The 15,874-nt window shown below is 67.3% G+C and carries 16 protein-coding genes; 7 read left to right on the plus strand and 9 right to left on the minus strand.

The features are described from left to right. Positions 1–46 precede the first annotated feature (46 nt). The 3 genes from M8A51_RS21025 to M8A51_RS21035 are packed head-to-tail and all read right to left on the minus strand — an operon-like array spanning position 47 to position 2,222. Positions 47–805 (minus strand): SIR2 family NAD-dependent protein deacylase, encoded by a 759-nt coding sequence (locus M8A51_RS21025; protein WP_407062256.1) that lies wholly within the window; start codon positions 803–805, stop codon positions 47–49. Next, complete coding sequence (gene rlmB, locus M8A51_RS21030) at positions 802–1,539, minus strand: 23S rRNA (guanosine(2251)-2'-O)-methyltransferase RlmB (protein ID WP_251780496.1); 738 nt, start codon at positions 1,537–1,539, stop codon at positions 802–804. The genes M8A51_RS21025 and rlmB overlap by 4 nt, the downstream gene beginning before the upstream one ends. Continuing rightward, positions 1,536–2,222 carry an ABC transporter ATP-binding protein gene (locus M8A51_RS21035; protein WP_251780497.1) on the minus strand — a complete coding sequence of 229 codons (687 nt, stop codon included), beginning with the start codon at positions 2,220–2,222 and terminating at the stop codon, positions 1,536–1,538. Before M8A51_RS21035 ends, rlmB begins: the two co-directional genes overlap by 4 nt. Here M8A51_RS21035 and M8A51_RS21040 point away from each other — a divergent pair. After that, positions 2,221–2,862, plus strand: a complete 642-nt coding sequence (locus tag M8A51_RS21040) for an arylesterase (protein ID WP_251780498.1) — start codon at positions 2,221–2,223, stop codon at positions 2,860–2,862. The genes M8A51_RS21035 and M8A51_RS21040 overlap by 2 nt on opposite strands. A gap of 50 nt (positions 2,863–2,912) precedes the next feature. On the opposite strand, the gene phbB is transcribed toward M8A51_RS21040, so the two are convergent. The 3 genes from phbB to phaC all read right to left on the minus strand — a co-directional run bounded on the left by phbB (position 2,913) and on the right by phaC (position 6,688). Next, positions 2,913–3,650: an acetoacetyl-CoA reductase gene (phbB, locus tag M8A51_RS21045; protein ID WP_251780499.1), complete on the minus strand. Its 738-nt coding sequence runs from the start codon at positions 3,648–3,650 to the stop codon at positions 2,913–2,915. Between the two features lie 111 nt (positions 3,651–3,761). Further along, positions 3,762–4,940 carry an acetyl-CoA C-acetyltransferase gene (locus M8A51_RS21050; RefSeq protein WP_251780500.1) on the minus strand — a complete coding sequence of 393 codons (1,179 nt, stop codon included), beginning with the start codon at positions 4,938–4,940 and terminating at the stop codon, positions 3,762–3,764. 53 nt (positions 4,941–4,993) lie between these two features. Then, positions 4,994–6,688, minus strand: coding sequence for a class I poly(R)-hydroxyalkanoic acid synthase (gene phaC / locus M8A51_RS21055; protein ID WP_251780501.1), 1,695 nt, complete (start codon positions 6,686–6,688; stop codon positions 4,994–4,996). A gap of 172 nt (positions 6,689–6,860) precedes the next feature. Between phaC and M8A51_RS21060 the strand changes: the two genes are divergently transcribed. Then, on the plus strand, positions 6,861–7,160 hold the full coding sequence (locus M8A51_RS21060) for a hypothetical protein (RefSeq protein WP_251780515.1): 300 nt from the start codon (positions 6,861–6,863) through the stop codon (positions 7,158–7,160). Here M8A51_RS21060 and pgeF read toward each other — a convergent pair. Further along, positions 7,077–7,865 (minus strand): peptidoglycan editing factor PgeF, encoded by a 789-nt coding sequence (gene pgeF, locus M8A51_RS21065; protein WP_251780502.1) that lies wholly within the window; start codon positions 7,863–7,865, stop codon positions 7,077–7,079. The genes M8A51_RS21060 and pgeF overlap by 84 nt on opposite strands. A 7-nt stretch (positions 7,866–7,872) precedes the next feature. Continuing rightward, positions 7,873–8,514, minus strand: coding sequence for a maleylacetoacetate isomerase (gene maiA / locus M8A51_RS21070; RefSeq protein WP_251780503.1), 642 nt, complete (start codon positions 8,512–8,514; stop codon positions 7,873–7,875). Positions 8,515–8,579: 65 nt separating this feature from the next. Between maiA and M8A51_RS21075 the strand changes: the two genes are divergently transcribed. Then, positions 8,580–9,155: a chorismate--pyruvate lyase family protein gene (locus M8A51_RS21075; RefSeq protein WP_251780504.1), complete on the plus strand. Its 576-nt coding sequence runs from the start codon at positions 8,580–8,582 to the stop codon at positions 9,153–9,155. Here the strand turns inward: M8A51_RS21075 and M8A51_RS21080 are convergent. Continuing rightward, positions 9,139–9,837, minus strand: coding sequence for a fumarylacetoacetate hydrolase family protein (locus M8A51_RS21080; protein ID WP_251780505.1), 699 nt, complete (start codon positions 9,835–9,837; stop codon positions 9,139–9,141). The two genes, M8A51_RS21075 and M8A51_RS21080, sit on opposite strands and share 17 nt — an antisense overlap. A gap of 101 nt (positions 9,838–9,938) precedes the next feature. Between M8A51_RS21080 and M8A51_RS21085 the strand changes: the two genes are divergently transcribed. From M8A51_RS21085 to M8A51_RS21100, 4 genes are all read left to right on the plus strand, one after another. Beyond that, on the plus strand, positions 9,939–10,484 hold the full coding sequence (locus M8A51_RS21085; RefSeq protein WP_251780506.1) for an NUDIX hydrolase: 546 nt from the start codon (positions 9,939–9,941) through the stop codon (positions 10,482–10,484). 76 nt (positions 10,485–10,560) lie between these two features. After that, positions 10,561–12,750, plus strand: a complete 2,190-nt coding sequence (locus tag M8A51_RS21090; protein ID WP_251780507.1) for a type I secretion system permease/ATPase — start codon at positions 10,561–10,563, stop codon at positions 12,748–12,750. Next, positions 12,747–14,174, plus strand: a complete 1,428-nt coding sequence (locus M8A51_RS21095; RefSeq protein WP_251780508.1) for an HlyD family type I secretion periplasmic adaptor subunit — start codon at positions 12,747–12,749, stop codon at positions 14,172–14,174. The genes M8A51_RS21090 and M8A51_RS21095 overlap by 4 nt, the downstream gene beginning before the upstream one ends. A gap of 286 nt (positions 14,175–14,460) precedes the next feature. Further along, positions 14,461–15,874 (plus strand): Ig-like domain-containing protein (locus M8A51_RS21100; protein WP_251780509.1); only part of this gene is annotated, 1,414 nt, incomplete at its 3' end.

Consider the following 15,874-nt stretch of genomic DNA (forward strand, 5'->3'; position numbering starts at 1 on the left):
AGGGACCTTGGCGAGGCGTGTCGGTGCAAGGCGTCCAGTGTAGCGATCAGCCCAGCAGCTTGGGCAGGAGTTCGGCGGCGGTGCCGCGCAGCAGCACGTCGGCGGCATCGTCGATCTCGCTCGGACCGGGATTGACGATCGCCACCCGGGCGCCCGCCCGCCGCGCCAGGACCGGCAGCCCGGCGGCCGGATGCACGGCGCCCGAGGTGCCGACGACCAGCATCACGTCGCATTCGGCTGCCGCCCGCTGCGCTGCGGCGAGCGCGTGCTGCGGCAATGCCTCGCCGAACCATACGACGCCCGGGCGCACCGGGTTGCCGCACTCGCCGCAACGCGGCGGGCTGCCGGGCCGGGCCCATTGCGTGTCGCAGCTCGGCTCGCCGCGGGCGCGGCGGCGGCAGTCGTCGAGCCAGCGGTCTTCGAAGATGGCGCCGTGCAGGCAGATCACCTCGCAACTGCCGGCTCGCTGGTGCAGGTCGTCGACGTTCTGCGTGACCAGCGTCAGGCCGCCCGGATGTGCGGCCTCCCACTGCGCGATCGCGACATGGCCGAGGTTCGGCTGCGCGCGGCTCACGCCGGTGCGGCGCAAGGCGTACCAGTCCCACACCAGCTGCGGGTTCGCGCGAAACCCCTCTTCGGTGGCCAGCTGCTGCGGGTCGTACCGCGCCCACAAGCCGGTCAACGCGTCGCGGAAGGTCGGTACGCCGCTCTCGGCGGACATGCCGGCGCCTGTCAGCACGCACAGGCGCCCGGCGCCGGCGATCCACTCGCGCACGGTGCCGAGCAGCACGTCCACTGTCGTCAGCTGCGCTGGCGCAGCGCCTCGTAAAGACAGATCCCGCTGGCCACCGAGACGTTGAGGCTTTCGACGGCGCCGCGCATCGGCAGGCTGACCAGTTCGTCGCAGGTCTTGCGCGTCAGTTGCCGCAGGCCCGCGCCCTCGGCACCCAGCACCAGCGCGACCGGGCCCTTCAGGTCGGCCTGGTAGAGCGTCTTCGGCGCATCGTCCGACGTGCCGATGACCCGGATGTCGCGCTCCTTCAGCTCATTCAGGCTGCGCGCCAGGTTGGTCACCATGAAATACGGCATCGTCTCGGCGGCACCGCTGGCGACCTTCGCGACGGTCGCGTTGATGCCCACCGCATGATCCTTCGGTGCCACCACTGCGTGCGCACCCGCGCCGTCGGCCACGCGCAGGCAGGCTCCCAGATTGTGCGGGTCGGTCACGCCGTCGAGCACCAGCAGCAGCGGCGGCTCGCCGAGCCCATCGAGCAGGTCGTCGAGCGAGCGCGCCTGCGGCACCGGCTCCACCTTCGCCACCACACCCTGGTGACGGTGCGTCCCGCACAGCTTGTGCAGCCGCTCGTCGTCGCTGTCGATCAGGCGCACGCCCGCCTCCTGCGCACGTGCCGAGAACTGGCGCATGCGCTGGTCGCGGCGCGACGCATCGACGTAGATTTTGTGGATGGATTGCGGCGCCGTCTTCAGGCGCACCGTGACGGCATGGAAGCCGAACAGGATCTTGGGGACTGCGGTCATGCCGCGATGGTAGCCGGCGCCACCTGACCCGCCTCGATGCGGATCTGCCGGTCGCAACGCTCGGCAATGGCGCGGTCGTGCGTGACCAGTACCAGCGTGGTGCCCCGTTCGCGGTTCAGGTCGAACATCAGCTCCATCACCTTCTCGCCGGTGGCGAAGTCGAGGCTGCCGGTCGGCTCGTCGGCCAGCAGCACGGCCGGCTGCACGACGAAGGCTCGCGCCAGTGCCACACGTTGCTGCTCGCCGCCGGACAGCACCTTGGGATAGTGATTCAGGCGCTCGCCGAGGCCCACGCGCTGCAGCATCTCGGTCGCGGCCCGGCGTGCGTCATTGCGGCCCTGCAGCTCCAGCGGCAGCATCACGTTTTCCAGCGCCGTCAGGTTGCCCATCAGCTGGAAGCTCTGGAACACGAAGCCGACCTTCTCGGCGCGCAGCGCAGCACGGGCATCTTCATCGATCGAGAACAGATCCTGCCCGGCCAGCCTGACAGTGCCGCCGGTCGGCGTGTCGAGGCCGGCGATGATGCTCAGCAAGGTCGACTTGCCGGAACCCGAGGCGCCGACGATGGCCACCGATTCCTTCGGCTGCAGGGTGAAATCGATATCGTGGAGAATCGTCAGCGTCCCTGTGGAATCGCGCACCTGCTTGGTGACGCGTTCGACTGCAATGATCGGTTGGCTCATGGCGTCCTTTCGACAACGTCGCGACTTTATCCTGCTTGCCGCTGCACTGGCGTGCGTGGGCTCTCTCGCCGCTGCCCCCCCCCGTACGGCACGCATCCTCGTCGTCGGCGACAGCCTGTCGGCAGAGTACGGGCTCAAGCGCGGCAGCGGCTGGGTGGCGCTGCTGGAGCAGAAGCTGGCCCGGGAGAAGATGACGGCCGCCGTGGTCAACGCCAGCATCAGCGGCGATACCACCTCCGGTGGGCGCTCGCGACTGCCGGCGCTGCTGAAGCGCCATCAGCCGACCCATGTGGTGATCGAACTCGGCGGCAACGACGCGCTGCGCGGCCTGCCGCTGAAGATGACCGAGGACAACCTGGTGCGCATGGTGACCGATGCGCAGGCCGCAGGAGCAAACGTTTTGCTGGTGGGCATGCAGATGCCCCCCAACTACGGCCGCGCCTACGCCGAGGATTTCAACGCCCTCTACCCGCGTGTCGCCAAGGCGCACAAGGCGCAACTCGTCCCTTTTCTGCTGAAGGGCGTGGCCGACGTGCCGCAAGCGGCGCAACTGTTCCAGCCGGACCGCATCCACCCCAATGAGCAGGCCCAGGCCAGGATGCTCGACAACGTCTGGCCGGCTTTGCAGCAGATGCTTTGAACGGACGAAGCCGCCCGAGAGCGGCTTCGTCGCAAGGCAGTTGCGCGGATTCAGCCCATGTGCAGCCCGCCGTTGACCGAAAAATCGGCGCCGGTCGCGAAGCCGGATTCGTCCGACGCGACCCAGGCCACGATGGAAGCGATCTCGTCGGGCGTGCCGAGGCGCTTGACCGGGATCGTCGCGACGATCTTCTCCAGCACTTCGGGCTTGATCGAGCGGACCATGTCGGTGCCGATGTAGCCCGGGCTCACGGTGTTCACCGTCACGCCCTTGGACGCCACCTCCTGCGCCAGCGCCATCGTGAAGCCGTGCATGCCGGCTTTGGCGGCCGAATAGTTGGTCTGGCCGGCCTGGCCCTTTTCGCCGTTGACCGACGAAATCTGGATGATGCGGCCCCAGCCCTTCTCGACCATGTCCGGCACCACCTGCTTGGTGACGTTGAACATGCTGTTCAGGTTGGTGTCGATCACGGCGTGCCAGTCCTCGGGCGACATCTTCAGGAACATGCGGTCGCGCGTGATGCCCGCGTTGTTCACCAGCACCTCGATGGGGCCGTGCTCGGCACGCGCCTTCGAGAAAGCCGCGACGGTCGAGTCCCAGTCCGCAACATTGCCGACCGACGCATAGAAGGTGAAACCGAGTTCCTTCTGCTGATCGATCCACTTCTGGAAGTCGCGGCTCGGGCCGCAGCCGGCGATCACCTTGAAGCCGTCCTTGGCCAAGCGCTGGCAGATCGCCGTGCCGATGCCACCCATGCCGCCGGTGACGTATGCAACCTTCTGGGTCATTTGTCTGCTCCTGTTCAGATTCGTTGTGCCGGAGACGAGGGTTGCCTCAAAGGCTCTGCGGGTCAACCCCGTGTTCCCCCTGCCCCGTCTCCGGGTTGATGTCGAGAAGTCTCAGCGCTCCACGGTCAGGGCGACGCCCATGCCACCGCCGATGCACAGCGACGCAATGCCCTTCCTGGCATTGCGCTTTTGCATCTCGTGCAGCAGCGTGACCAGGATGCGGCAGCCGGACGCACCGATCGGGTGGCCGATGGCGATGGCGCCGCCATTGACGTTGACCTTGCTCGTGTCCCAGCCCATTTCCTTGTGCACCGCGCAGGCCTGCGCGGCGAAGGCCTCGTTGATCTCCAGCAGATCGAGGTCGGCGGGCTTCCAGCCGGCACGCTCGAGCGCCTTGCGCGCGGCCGGCACCGGCCCCATGCCCATGTAGGCCGGATCGAGGCCGGCGCTGGCATATGAGGCGATGCGCGCCAGCGGCTTCAAGCCCAGTTGGTCGGCCCGCTGGGCGGTCATCACGACCACGGCAGCGGCGCCGTCGTTGATACCGGACGCGTTGCCCGCGGTCACGCTGCCGGCCTTGTCGAATGCGGGCCGCAGGCCGGCCAGCGCGTCGGCGTTGGTCTTGCGGTTGACAAATTCGTCGGTGTCGAACACCACCGGGTCACCCTTTCTCTGCGGAATCTTCACCGACACGATCTCGTCCTTGAAGCGGCCGGCGTCCTGGGCGGCAGCCGCCTTCTGCTGCGAGGCCAGCGCCAGTTCGTCCTGCTGTTCGCGCGTGATGCCGTACTGCTTGGCCACGTTCTCGGCAGTGATGCCCATGTGGTACTGGTTGTAGACGTCCCACAGGCCGTCCGTGATCATCGAGTCGATCATCTTCCAGTCGCCCATGCGCTGGCCATCGCGCGAGCCGAGCAGCACGTGCGGTGACAGGCTCATGTTCTCCTGGCCGCCGGCGATGACGATGTCGGCGTCGCCGTCACGGATGGCCTGGGCTGCCAGCATCACGGCCTTCAGGCCCGAGCCGCACACCTTGTTGATGGTCATGGCAGGCACGCTGTTCGGCAACCCGGCTTTGATGACAGCTTGACGTGCGGGGTTCTGGCCGCAACCGGCCTGCAGCACCTGGCCCAGGATCACGTCGCTGACCTGGTCGCCCTGCAGCCTGGCGCGTTGGAGCACTTCGTTGATGACGGTGGCGCCCAGCTCGGCCGCCGGCGTCTTGGCCAGCGATCCTCCGAACTTGCCCACGGCGGTTCGGGCGGCGGAAACGATCACGATTTCGGTCATGGCTCTAGCTCCTTTGTATGGGTCGGATCTGGGGTGGGTTTCAGGATGCGGGTTCAGGCTTTCTGCTTGACGTACCGGCCCGGGGCCGGCTCGATGGCCTGGTGGATGCGGTTGCCTGGCGCGCGCGGCGCCGCAATCTGCTTGCCCGAATGGTTCTTGATCCATTCGGTCCACTCGGGCCACCAGCTGCCTGGGTGCTCGACCGCCCCGGCCAGCCATTCCTGTGCGCGCGCAGGCAGCTTGGCGTGGGTCCAGTAGCTGCGCTTTTTCTTGGCCGGCGGGTTGATGACACCGGCAATGTGGCCGGAAGCGCCGAGCACGAATCGCTTTTTGCCCTTGAGCAGTCGTGTGGAGGCATAGGCGGCGTCCCACGGCACGATGTGGTCGTCGCGCGAACCGTAGATGAAGGCCGGTGCCTCGATGCGGCCGAAGTCGACCGGCTCGCCGCAGACGACGGTCTTGCCGGGTTCCTTCAGATTGTTTTCCAGGTAGGTGTTGCGCAGGTACCAGCAGAACATCGGCCCCGGCAGGTTGGTGCTGTCGGAGTTCCAGTACAGCAGGTCGAACGGCGGTGGTGTCTCGCCTTTCAGGTAGTTGCCGACGACGTAGTTCCACACCAGGTCGTTCGGGCGCAGGAAGGAGAAGGTGGTCGCCAGCTCGCTGCCACGCAGCAACCCACCCTTCATCGGGCTGTTCGGCCCGATGGCCATCTCGCGCATCTGCACGGCCGCTTCGTCGATGAACAGGTCGATGACCCCGGTGTTGGCGAAGTCGAGAAAGGACGTGAGCAGCGTCAGGCTGGCCGCAGGCTGCTCGCCGCGCGCCGCCAGCACCGCCAGTGCAGTGCCCAACAGCGTGCCACCGATGCAAAAACCCAGCGTGCTGATCTGCTTGGCCTTCGCCACTTCCTGCACGACGCGGATCGCGCGGATCACGCCGTCGTCGATGTACTCGTCCCAGCCGATCTGCGCCATGCTCTCGTCAGCATTGCGCCAGCTGACGAGGAACACTCGCTGGCCCTGCTCCACCGCATGACGGATGAAGGAGTTCTCGGGTTGCAGGTCAAGGATGTAGAACTTGTTGATGCAAGGCGGCACGACAAGCAGCGGCCGCTCGTAGACCTGTCTGGTGAGCGGCCTGTATTCGATCAGCTGGAACAGCTGATTCTCGAAGATCACGCTGCCCTCGGTGGTGGCCATGTTGCGGCCGACCTCGAACACGCTCTCGTCGGTCTGCGACATGTGGCCTTGCTGCAGATCGTTCAGCAGATGGAGCACCCCTTGCGCGATGCTTTCGCCCTTGGTTTCAAGCGCCTTGCGCAGCACCTCGGGGTTGCACGCCAGGAAGTTGCTTGGCGCCGATGCGTCGAGCCATTGCTGCACCGCGAAGCGGATACGCTGGCGCGTCTTCTCGTCGCCCTGCACGCTGTCGGCCATCTTCAGCATCGTGCGGGCATTGAGCAGGTACATCGCCGCGGTATACGAGGCCGCCGGGTTGTCGGCCCAATCGGACGCCGTGAAACGGCGGTCGGCTACGGCCACCGGCTGCCCCGGCTGCGAGACGGCCGTGTTCCAGATGCGGGACGCTTCCTTCAGGTATTCGGACTGCAGTTGCGAGAGTTCCTGGATCGGCAGGTTCAGGCGCGCAAACGCATCGACGGCTGCACCGACATGCTCGCCAAACGCCTGTGCCGGATCGGCGTCCGGTCGCCGCTGCGCTGCGGCACGGGGGGTCGCGCTTTGCTTCATCGTCTCCTCTATCGGGTAGGTGCAAACAGGGCAAGGTTCTGCACGCACCGTGCATCCACCACGTGTTTGTACACCCGGCGCCCTCGGGCGCTCAGTGTCGCTTCCATAATCCTCCTGTCTGTTTGATAGCTGTCAATCGGGCACACCTGCCCGCCGAACCGGAACGAACGTGCTGTATCTCGTTGCAATCACCTGGCTCTATGTCGCTTTGATGATGGCTGTGGCCGAAGCGTTCAGCAGCCAGGGCACCGTGCTCGGCGCGGTCTTCACCTTCATGCTCTATGGGTTGGGACCGGTCGCCCTGGTGGTGTACCTGCTGGGCACTCCGGCCCGGCGCAGGGCGCAGCAGGCGCAACGGCAAGCGGCGCTGGGGTCGGCAGCAGCGCCCTCACCTCCGGCGGCCATCGGCGATCCAGACGGCGGCAGCCATGCGGCCGGTGACGCCGTCGCGCCGGAACGAAAAGAACCGTGAGCGGTCTTCGACGGTACACCAGTGGCCCCCACCGACCTTGACCACCCCGGCGGCGGCAAGCCGGTCGCGGGCCAGACCTGGCAGGTCAGCCCACCACTTGCCGGCCCGCGCACCGGACCGGAACCGCAGGGCCGCTCCGGCCTGCGCCTGGCGGAAAACCTGTCTTACGTCATCCCCCACCTCGAAGCTGTCGGCACCGATGCAAGGGCCGAGCCAGGCCAGCAGGTCGGCCGGCTCGCAGCCCCCCGCCACGCACAGCGCCGCCACGGTGTGGTCGAGCACACCTGCGGCGAGCCCGCGCCAGCCGGCATGCGCGGCGGCCACCGCGCGGCCATCGGGTGAAGCGAACAGCACCGGTAGGCAGTCGGCCACCATCACCGTGCAGGCCAGGCCCGGCTCGGTGGCCAGCGCCGCGTCGGCTTCGACGGGCATCCCGCTCCGGGTGTGCTCCGGTCGCAGGTGCACCACCTTGGTGCCGTGCACCTGGCGCAGGAACACCGGCTCGGCCCGCAGCACTGCGACCAGGCGCGCGCGGTTGCCTGCCACGGCGTCCGGGGCATCGCCGACATGGTCCCCCAGATTGAGGCTGTCGTAGGGGGCCGCGCTGATGCCGCCGGCCCGGGTGGTCATCAGCGCGCCGACACTGGGCGGCACCGGCCACTCGGGCCGCATCCAGGCTGCGGCCGTCACGTCGTGTCCGCTCATCGGCGCCTCAACCCTCGGCGTCGGGGCAACGCGACGGCTGGGCCGCCATGAATGCCGGGTGCTGCATGCAGTGGTCGAAGACCTTCATGACGGTCGGGACGTGGTCGAGCCGGCATTCGAAGCGCCGGGCGTTGAAGATCTGCGGCACCAGCACGCAGTCGGCCAGCGTGGGCCGGTCGCCGTGGCAGAAGGGGCCGGCGGCCGGGGCTGCCGCGAGTTGCCGCTCCACGGCTTCGAGGCCGCTCTCGACCCAGTGCCGATACCAGGCGGTCTTGGCCTCGTCGCTCGCCCCGAGTTCCTTCACCAGGTATTTCAGCACGCGCAGGTTGTTCAACGGATGGATCTCGCAGGCGATGTCGAGCGCCAGCGCCCGAACGCGCGCCCGCCCGGCGGCATCGGCCGGCAGCAACGGCGGTTCGGGGTGGGTTTCCTCGAGGTATTCGATGATCGCGAGCGACTGGGTCAGCGTGTGATCGCCGTCCTGCAGCACCGGCACCAGGCGTTCCGGCGAGATCGACGCGAAAGGCTCCTTGAGCTGCTCGCCCTTGACCAGGTGGACCGGCGCATAGTCGTACCCGAGGCCCTTGAGTTCGAGGGCGATGCGCACGCGGAAGGAAGCGGAGGAACGGAAGTAGTTGTGCAACCTCATGCGCGGCAGTGTAGCCAGCTTCGATGTCGATGCTGCGGCGACCCCATCGCTATGATGGCGCCCGCTTGCCCTTCCACCCGGTGTCGATGTCGTCCTGGTCTTCCCGCCCCCTGCCCTGGTGTCGCGTGCGCCGCTGGCTCACCGCCGGCGGCTCGCTGAGCGCGCGGCTGCAGGCGGTGTGCGAGAGCTTCACCGTGCAGCGGTTGCGCCAGGGGCCGAGCGCTTTGCGCGCCGGCGAAGCCGCTGCGCTGAACAAGCCCGGCGGCCGGGTGCACGCGCGCGAGGTGGTGCTGCGCTGCGACGGCGAGCCGATCGTCTATGCGCGCAGCCTGGTCGATGCCCGCCATGTGCGAGGCCCATGGCGCGCATTGCGAGGGCTGGGCACCCGCCCTCTGGCGCAATTGCTGTTCCAGGACCGCGCCATTGCACGCTCGGCGCTGGAGTACCAGCGTCTGTGTCCGGCCGGCGCATGGCGCCGGCAGGTGGCGCGCCGCTGGCTGGAAGCAACGGGCGAGCCGTTGCCCGCCGGCACATGGTGGGCGCGACGCTCCCGCTTCAGAAAAGGGGGAGCGACGCTGCTGCTGCTCGAGGTGTTCTCGCCCGCCCTGGAACGGCGTCGGACCGTCAAGCGACGACGCTGACGCGCAGCGGCACGAGCCCGTCGATGCGGCCTTCCAGCGTGTCTTCGGGCAACACGGCGCCCACGCCTGCGGGAGTGCCCGAGAAGATCAGGTCGCCGGGCGCCAGCGTCCAGGCCATCGACAGGTGCTCGATCACCTCGGCGATGCTCCAGATCAGCTTGCTGGTGCGACTGTTCTGCCGGGTCTCGCCGTTGACCGTCAGCGCGATGGCGGCGTCATGCACCCCCGGCACCTGCGCTGCGGGCGTGATCGGGCCGATCGGAGCGGACTCTTCGAAGCCCTTGCCGACGCACCAGGGGCGGCCCTGCTTCTTCATCTCGTTTTGCAGGTCGCGCCGGGTCATGTCCAGGCCGACGGCGTAACCCCACACATGTTCAAGCGCCTGGGCCGCCGGGATGTCACGCCCGCCCTTGCCGATGGCCACGACCAGCTCCAGCTCGTGATGCAGGTTCTTGGTCAGACCGGGATAGCGCATGCGGCCGGTCTCTCCTTGCGCCACCGGGAGCACCGCATCGGCCGGTTTCATGAAAAAGAACGGCGCCTCGCGGCCGGAATGGCCCATCTCGATCGCATGCTCGACATAGTTGCGCCCGACGCAATAAATCCGGTGGACCGGGAAGGTATCGCTGCCGCCGACCACCGGGACGCGGGGAATCGGGGCCGCTTGAAGGACGTCGCTCAAGGGTTACTCCTGATCGTTGAGCCCTCCATGCTACTGCGGCGCGGCTTCCAAGCGGCTTGACAGGGCCTGCGAGCGGCCGGTCGCAGGCTACACTGCCCGCCATGCTTCATGCCCGCCAGATCAAGCATTGCCGAGCCTGCGGCTCACCTGTCACGTACCTGATCCCCGCGGACGACAACCGCGAGCGCGCCGTGTGCGGGGCGTGCGGGACCATCCACTACGAAAACCCGCTGAACGTGGTCGGCACGGTACCGATCTGGGACGACCGGGTGCTGCTGTGCCGCCGCAACATCGAGCCACGCTACGGCTTCTGGACCTTGCCGGCCGGCTTCATGGAACTTGGCGAAACCACCGAGCAAGGCGCCTTGCGCGAAACCGAGGAAGAAGCGGGGGCCACCATAGAACTGCAGGGCCTGTTCACGCTGCTGAACGTGGTGCGGGTCGGCCAGGTGCACCTGTTCTATCGCGCGCGGCTGCTCAACGATCATTTCAACCCCGGCCCGGAGACCATCGAGGCGCAGCTGTTCGCCGAGCAGGAGATTCCCTGGGAGGAACTCGCCTTCCGTACGGTGAGGGAAACGCTGAAACACTATTTTTCCGACCGAGCCCGGGGTCAATTCGGCGTTCATACGGCCGATATCGCGTAGGAGTTCCGGTTTCGGCTCTCCAGTCCGAGAACCTGCGACCCGACCGGGAACCGAAGGGCTTGCTCCCCCATAGCCGATGACCGCTCAGATTCCGTCCGCCAACAAGCCACTGCCGACCGGCGCTGCCGCACGGCAGCGCGAAGATCTGGTCCATCCTGATCCGCTGCTCGACTGCCTCGTGGAGGTCTGCCGCCTGCATGGGGTCGGCGCCTCGCGCGCGTCGCTGTCGGCCGGGTTGCCGCTGGTGCAGGGGCGCCTGACGCTCGCACTGGTCGAACGTGCTGCCGCGCGCGCCGACATGGCGAGCAAGCTGCAACGGCAGCCGCTCGACAAGATCGACCCCGCCCTGCTGCCGGCCATCCTGATCCTGCACGGCGACGAAGCCTGCGTCCTGCTCGGCTGGGATGCGCAGACCGGCGCCGCACGGTTGCTGATGCCGGCCTCGGGCCAGGGGTCGGTCAGCCTGCCGCGCGAAGAACTGGCGCAGCGCTACGTCGGGCTCGCCCTGTTCGTGCGGCCGCATTTCCGCTTCGACGCGCGCACACCCGACGTGCGCAAGCCGCGCAGCCGACACTGGTTCTGGGGCGCATTCTCGGAGCAGCGCTTCGTCTACCGAGACATCCTGTGGGCGGCGTTGCTGGTCAATGCCTTCGCGCTGGCCTTTCCGATGTTCTCGATGAACGTCTACGACCGGGTGGTGCCGAACAACGCGGTCGAGACGCTGTGGGCGTTGGGCATCGGCGTCGCACTGGTGCTGACCGCCGACCTCGTGATGCGGTTGCTGCGCGGTCGTTTCGTCGACGAGGCGAGCGCGCGCATCGACGTGCAGATTTCTGCGCAGCTGATGGAACGGGTGCTCGGCATGCGCATGGAGTCGCGGCCGGAGTCGGTCGGCTCGTTCGCGTCCAACCTGCGCGGCTTCGAGCAGGTGCGCGACTTCATCGCCTCTTCGACCGTGACGACGCTGATCGATCTGCCCTTCGCCGTGCTGTTCATCGTCGCGATCGCCTGGATTTCACCCTGGCTGGCGGTTCCGGTGCTCGCGGTTTTCGTGCTGGTGCTGGTGATCGGCTACTTCCTGCAGCACCGTCTGCATTCGCTGGCCGAGGTGACCTACCGCGCCAGCGCGATGCGCAACGCGACGCTGGTGGAAAGCCTCACCGCGCTGGAGACCATCAAGTCACAGGGCGCCGAAGGCGTGATCCAGAGCCGCTGGGAGCGCGCCAACACCTTTCTCGCCGGGCTCAACGTGCGCATGCGCGGGCTGTCGGCCAAGGCGATGTACGGCACGGCCTGGGCGCAGCAACTGGTGTCGGTGATCGTCGTGATCGTCGGCGTGTACCTGATCGGCGCGCGCGAGCTGACCATGGGCGGGTTGATCGCCTGCACGATGCTGTCGGGCCGTGCACTGGCGCCCGCCGGGCAGATCATCGGGCTGCTGATGCAGTACCAGGGCGCCCGCACGGCGCTCGACTCGCTGAACAAGATCATGGATCAACCGGTCGAACGGCCGCTGGGCAAGAGCTACGTACAGCGCAAGGAATTCCGCGGCGAGATCGAGTTCCGCAACGTCAAGTTCGCCTACCCCAACCGGCAGGATGCCGCACTGGACAGCGTCAGCTTCAAGATCAACCCGGGTGACCGGGTGGCGCTGATCGGCCGCGTCGGCTCGGGCAAGACGACGATCGAGAAGCTGATCCTGGGGCTGTACGCGCCCACCGAAGGTTCGGTACTGATCGACGGCATCGACCTGCGCCAGCTCGACCCGGCGGACGTGCGCGCCAATGTCGGCTGCGTATCGCAGGACGTGATGCTGTTTTACGGCACGCTGCGCGACAACGTCACCTTCGGCCTGCCCTTTGCCGACGACACGGCCATCGTCGCGGCCGCCGAGGTGGCCGGGCTGACCGAGTTCATCAATCGCCACCCGCGCGGCTTTGACATGATGGTCGGCGAGCGCGGCGAATCGCTGTCGGGAGGGCAACGCCAGAGTGTCGGCATCGCCCGGGCCGTGCTGCACAACGCGCCCATCCTGCTGCTCGACGAGCCGACCAGCGCGATGGATTTCTCGACTGAGGCGCACATCAACCAGAAGATCGCGCAGTACGCCGAAGGCAAGACCATCGTGCTCGTCACGCACCGGACCTCGCTGCTGTCGCTGGCCAACCGGGTCATCGTCGTCGACGGCGGCCGCGTGGTGGCCGATGGGCCGCGTGATCGCATCCTGGAGGCCTTGTCGGCCGGCAAGATCGCGAGGGCGGCATGAAGCTGCTGATGGTGATCGGAAAAGTGCTGTTCGGCTTGCTCGAAGGCCTGCGTCGGCTGCTGCAGCCTGCCGTCGATCGCGTGCTCGGGCCGGTCGACGCCACGGCCGAGGAGCAGCGCGCGGCCTATCGAGGCTTCGAATTCGAGGCGGACGAAGTGATGAACCGGCGCCGCACTGCGCACGCGCAGCGCATCGTGCGCACCGCGCTGCTGGTGCTGCTGGTGCTGCTGGTCTGGGCGGCGCTGGCCCACGTGGACGAGATGACGCGCGGTGAAGGCAAGGTGATCTCGTCGCGTCAGCTGCAGGTGGTGCAGTCGCTCGACGGCGGTGTGGTCGCCGAAATCCTGGTGCGCGAAGGCCAGGTCGTCGAGCCCGGCCAGTTGCTGCTGCGCATCGACGAAACACGCGCCGTGTCGGGCGTGAACGAGAGCCAAGCGCAGGTGTTCGCGCTGCAGGCCCGCGCGGCACGGTTGCGCGCGATTGCCGAGGACACGGCGTTCGCGCCGCCCAAGCCCAGCGACGGCAACACTGCCGAACAGCGCACCGTCGACGAGGAGCGGCAACTGTACCAGTCGCGCCAGTCCGAGCTCAACACCTTGCTGCTGATCAACCGCCAGCAGCTGCAGCAGCGCCAGGAAGAGCTGCGCGAAATGCAGGCCAAGCGGAGCTCTGCGGCGCGCGGGCTCGAGCTCGCGCAGCAGGAACTGAACAAGACCCGGCCGCTGCTGGCTTCGGGGGCGGTGTCGGAGGTGGACATCCTGCGTCTGGAGCGCGAGGTGGCGCGCTTCCGCGGCGATGTCGACCAGGGCACGGCGCAGATTGCCCGGGTGCAGGCGTCGATCGGCGAGGCGCAGCGCAAGATACAGGAAACCGAGATTTCTTTCCGCAACGAGGCCCGCAAGGAACTGTCGGACGTCGTCGCCAAGCTCAATGCGCTGAACGAAGGAGCGGTGGCACTGGCCGACAAGGTCGACAAAACCTCGGTACGCTCGCCGGTGCGCGGCACCGTGCAGCGCCTGCTGGCGAATACGGTCGGCGGCGTCGTGCAGCCCGGCAAGGACATCGTCGAGATCGTGCCGCTGGACGATGCGCTCCTGCTCGAGGCTCGCGTGCTGCCCAAGAACATCGCTTTCATCCGCCCTGGCCAGCGGGCGACCGTCAAGTTCACCGCCTACGATTTCTCCATCTATGGCGGGCTGCAGGCGGAAGTCGTCAACATCAGCCCGGACACCGTGGTCGACGAGCGCGGCAACGCGTTCTACGTCGTGCGCGTGCGCACCGACCGGCCGAATTTCAGCGAAAAGCTTCCCATCATTCCCGGCATGACGGCCGAGGTCGACATCCTCACTGGCAACAAGACGGTGCTGGCCTACCTGCTCAAGCCCATTCTTCGGGCCAAGTCCGTCGCCCTCAGCGAGCGCTGACCCCCAGCGCACGGTGGCCGGGCGCGCACTTTGCGGGCCCCGCTTTACCAAGCAGATCACGAAAACCCCCGAATTCGAGCCCAAATCTGCCACCCGGCAATCAACGCCGGCGCGCGTGGGCCGTTGAAGCATCGGCGCGCGCGCATTTCCGCCAGATTCGGGGTGCAAACGTGCTGAGGATCACGTTTTCGGACGGTCGAGCCGCCCCCGTGGAAGCATTGTTTCCCTATTCTGTAGCTAACTGTTTCAAAGTGCGCTACGCGCCCTGCCTAGAAGGAAAAACGACATGGCCACCACAACTTCCACCGTGCTCGGCAAGGTCAGTGCCATTACCGGCAAGGCGTTCCTCAAGCTGCCGAACGGGCAGATGCGCGAGCTGAAAATCGGCGACGTCGTGCGCGAAGGCGACGTGATCGTCGTGACCGGTGAGGGCCGGGTCGAGATCGCTGACGAGAGCGGCGCCGTCTACGTGCCGCGTACCAATGAGCCGTTGACAGTGGCCGGGCTGGAGGCGGGCAAGCCCGAGCGGGTGACCGTCGACGAAATCGAGCGCGCCATCACTGCAGTGGACCAGGGTGGGTCTGAGGAAGATGCGCCTGCCGCGGGCTTGACCGCAGACGGTGCCGGCAGCGGCCTGGCGCCGGGACTGCGGGTCGACCGGGTGAATGAATCGGTCGACGGCACGGAAATCGAAGCAACCGCGCCCGCCGCCGGCGTTGAGCCCGCGGTCGTCGAAACCGGCAATGGGACCGCGGGGGACGCGGCCGACGAGGCCGACGCCGTCGATACCACGCCTCCTGCCGTCAGTGTGGCTGCACCGGCGCTGACCAACGATGCCACCCCCAGACTCGGCGGCACCACCGACCTGCCCGACGGCTCAACCGTGACGCTGGAAGTCACGGATGCGGCCGGGGCTGTTCATACATTCACCACGACGGTGGTCGGCGGAGCTTATTCCGTCGATGTGCCCACGCCACTTGCCGACGGCGGATACACCGTCCGGGTCACTGCGCAAGACGCCGCGGGCAATACCAGCACCGCAGCAGCGGCTGGAACGATCGACACGACAGCTCCCGCTCTCACGATTGACACTCCCGCGCTGACGAACGACAACCGGCCGACCCTCTCCGGCACGACCGCCCTGCCTGACGGATCGGTCGTTGCGCTGGCCGTCACTGATGCGTCGGGTGCGGTACAGACGTTGAATGCGACGGTGTCAGGTGGCGCCTACTCGGTCCAGGTGCCGGTCGCGTTGGTAGACGGCGGCTACACGGTGACCGCAACGGCCAGCGATGCCGCTGGCAACACTGCGAACGCCAATGACGCTGGCAGCATCGATACGACCGCTCCTGCGCTGACGATCGACGCGCCGACATTGACGGGCGACGCCACGCCGACGATCAGCGGGACAGCCGACCTGCCGAACAACTCGACGGTCACGATCACGGTCACCGACTCCGCCGGTGCCACCCAGACGCTCACCGCCACTGTCACCGGTGGTGCCTACTCGGTCACCGTGCCGATCGCTCTGGCAGAAGGCAGCTTCACCGTGGTCGCATCTGCTGCGGATGCCGCGGGCAACACAGCGACCGCGAACGATGCCGGCTCGCTGGACACCACCGCGCCAATCTTGACGGTCGACGCCCCCGCGTTGACCAACGATTCGACACCGACCATCACAGGTACGACGGACCTGCCCA

Source organism: Caldimonas mangrovi, from assembly GCF_023721835.1.
Taxonomy (GTDB): Bacteria; Pseudomonadota; Gammaproteobacteria; order Burkholderiales; family Burkholderiaceae_C; genus Caldimonas; species Caldimonas mangrovi.

Excerpts from the sequence above, each read along its gene's own strand:
- rlmB (WP_251780496.1), bottom strand. The coding sequence starts at position 1,539 with ATGACCGCAGTCCCCAAGATCCTGTTCGGCTTCCATGCCGTCACGGTG.
- maiA (WP_251780503.1), bottom strand. The coding sequence starts at position 8,514 with ATGAGGTTGCACAACTACTTCCGTTCCTCCGCTTCCTTCCGCGTGCGC.
- M8A51_RS21050 (WP_251780500.1), bottom strand. The coding sequence starts at position 4,940 with ATGACCGAAATCGTGATCGTTTCCGCCGCCCGAACCGCCGTGGGCAAG.
- M8A51_RS21040 (WP_251780498.1), top strand. The coding sequence starts at position 2,221 with ATGGCGTCCTTTCGACAACGTCGCGACTTTATCCTGCTTGCCGCTGCA.
- M8A51_RS21085 (WP_251780506.1), top strand. The coding sequence starts at position 9,939 with ATGCTTCATGCCCGCCAGATCAAGCATTGCCGAGCCTGCGGCTCACCT.
- M8A51_RS21095 (WP_251780508.1), top strand. The coding sequence starts at position 12,747 with ATGAAGCTGCTGATGGTGATCGGAAAAGTGCTGTTCGGCTTGCTCGAA.
- phaC (WP_251780501.1), bottom strand. The coding sequence starts at position 6,688 with ATGAAGCAAAGCGCGACCCCCCGTGCCGCAGCGCAGCGGCGACCGGAC.
- pgeF (WP_251780502.1), bottom strand. The coding sequence starts at position 7,865 with ATGAGCGGACACGACGTGACGGCCGCAGCCTGGATGCGGCCCGAGTGG.
- M8A51_RS21090 (WP_251780507.1), top strand. The coding sequence starts at position 10,561 with ATGACCGCTCAGATTCCGTCCGCCAACAAGCCACTGCCGACCGGCGCT.
- M8A51_RS21035 (WP_251780497.1), bottom strand. The coding sequence starts at position 2,222 with ATGAGCCAACCGATCATTGCAGTCGAACGCGTCACCAAGCAGGTGCGC.
- phbB (WP_251780499.1), bottom strand. The coding sequence starts at position 3,650 with ATGACCCAGAAGGTTGCATACGTCACCGGCGGCATGGGTGGCATCGGC.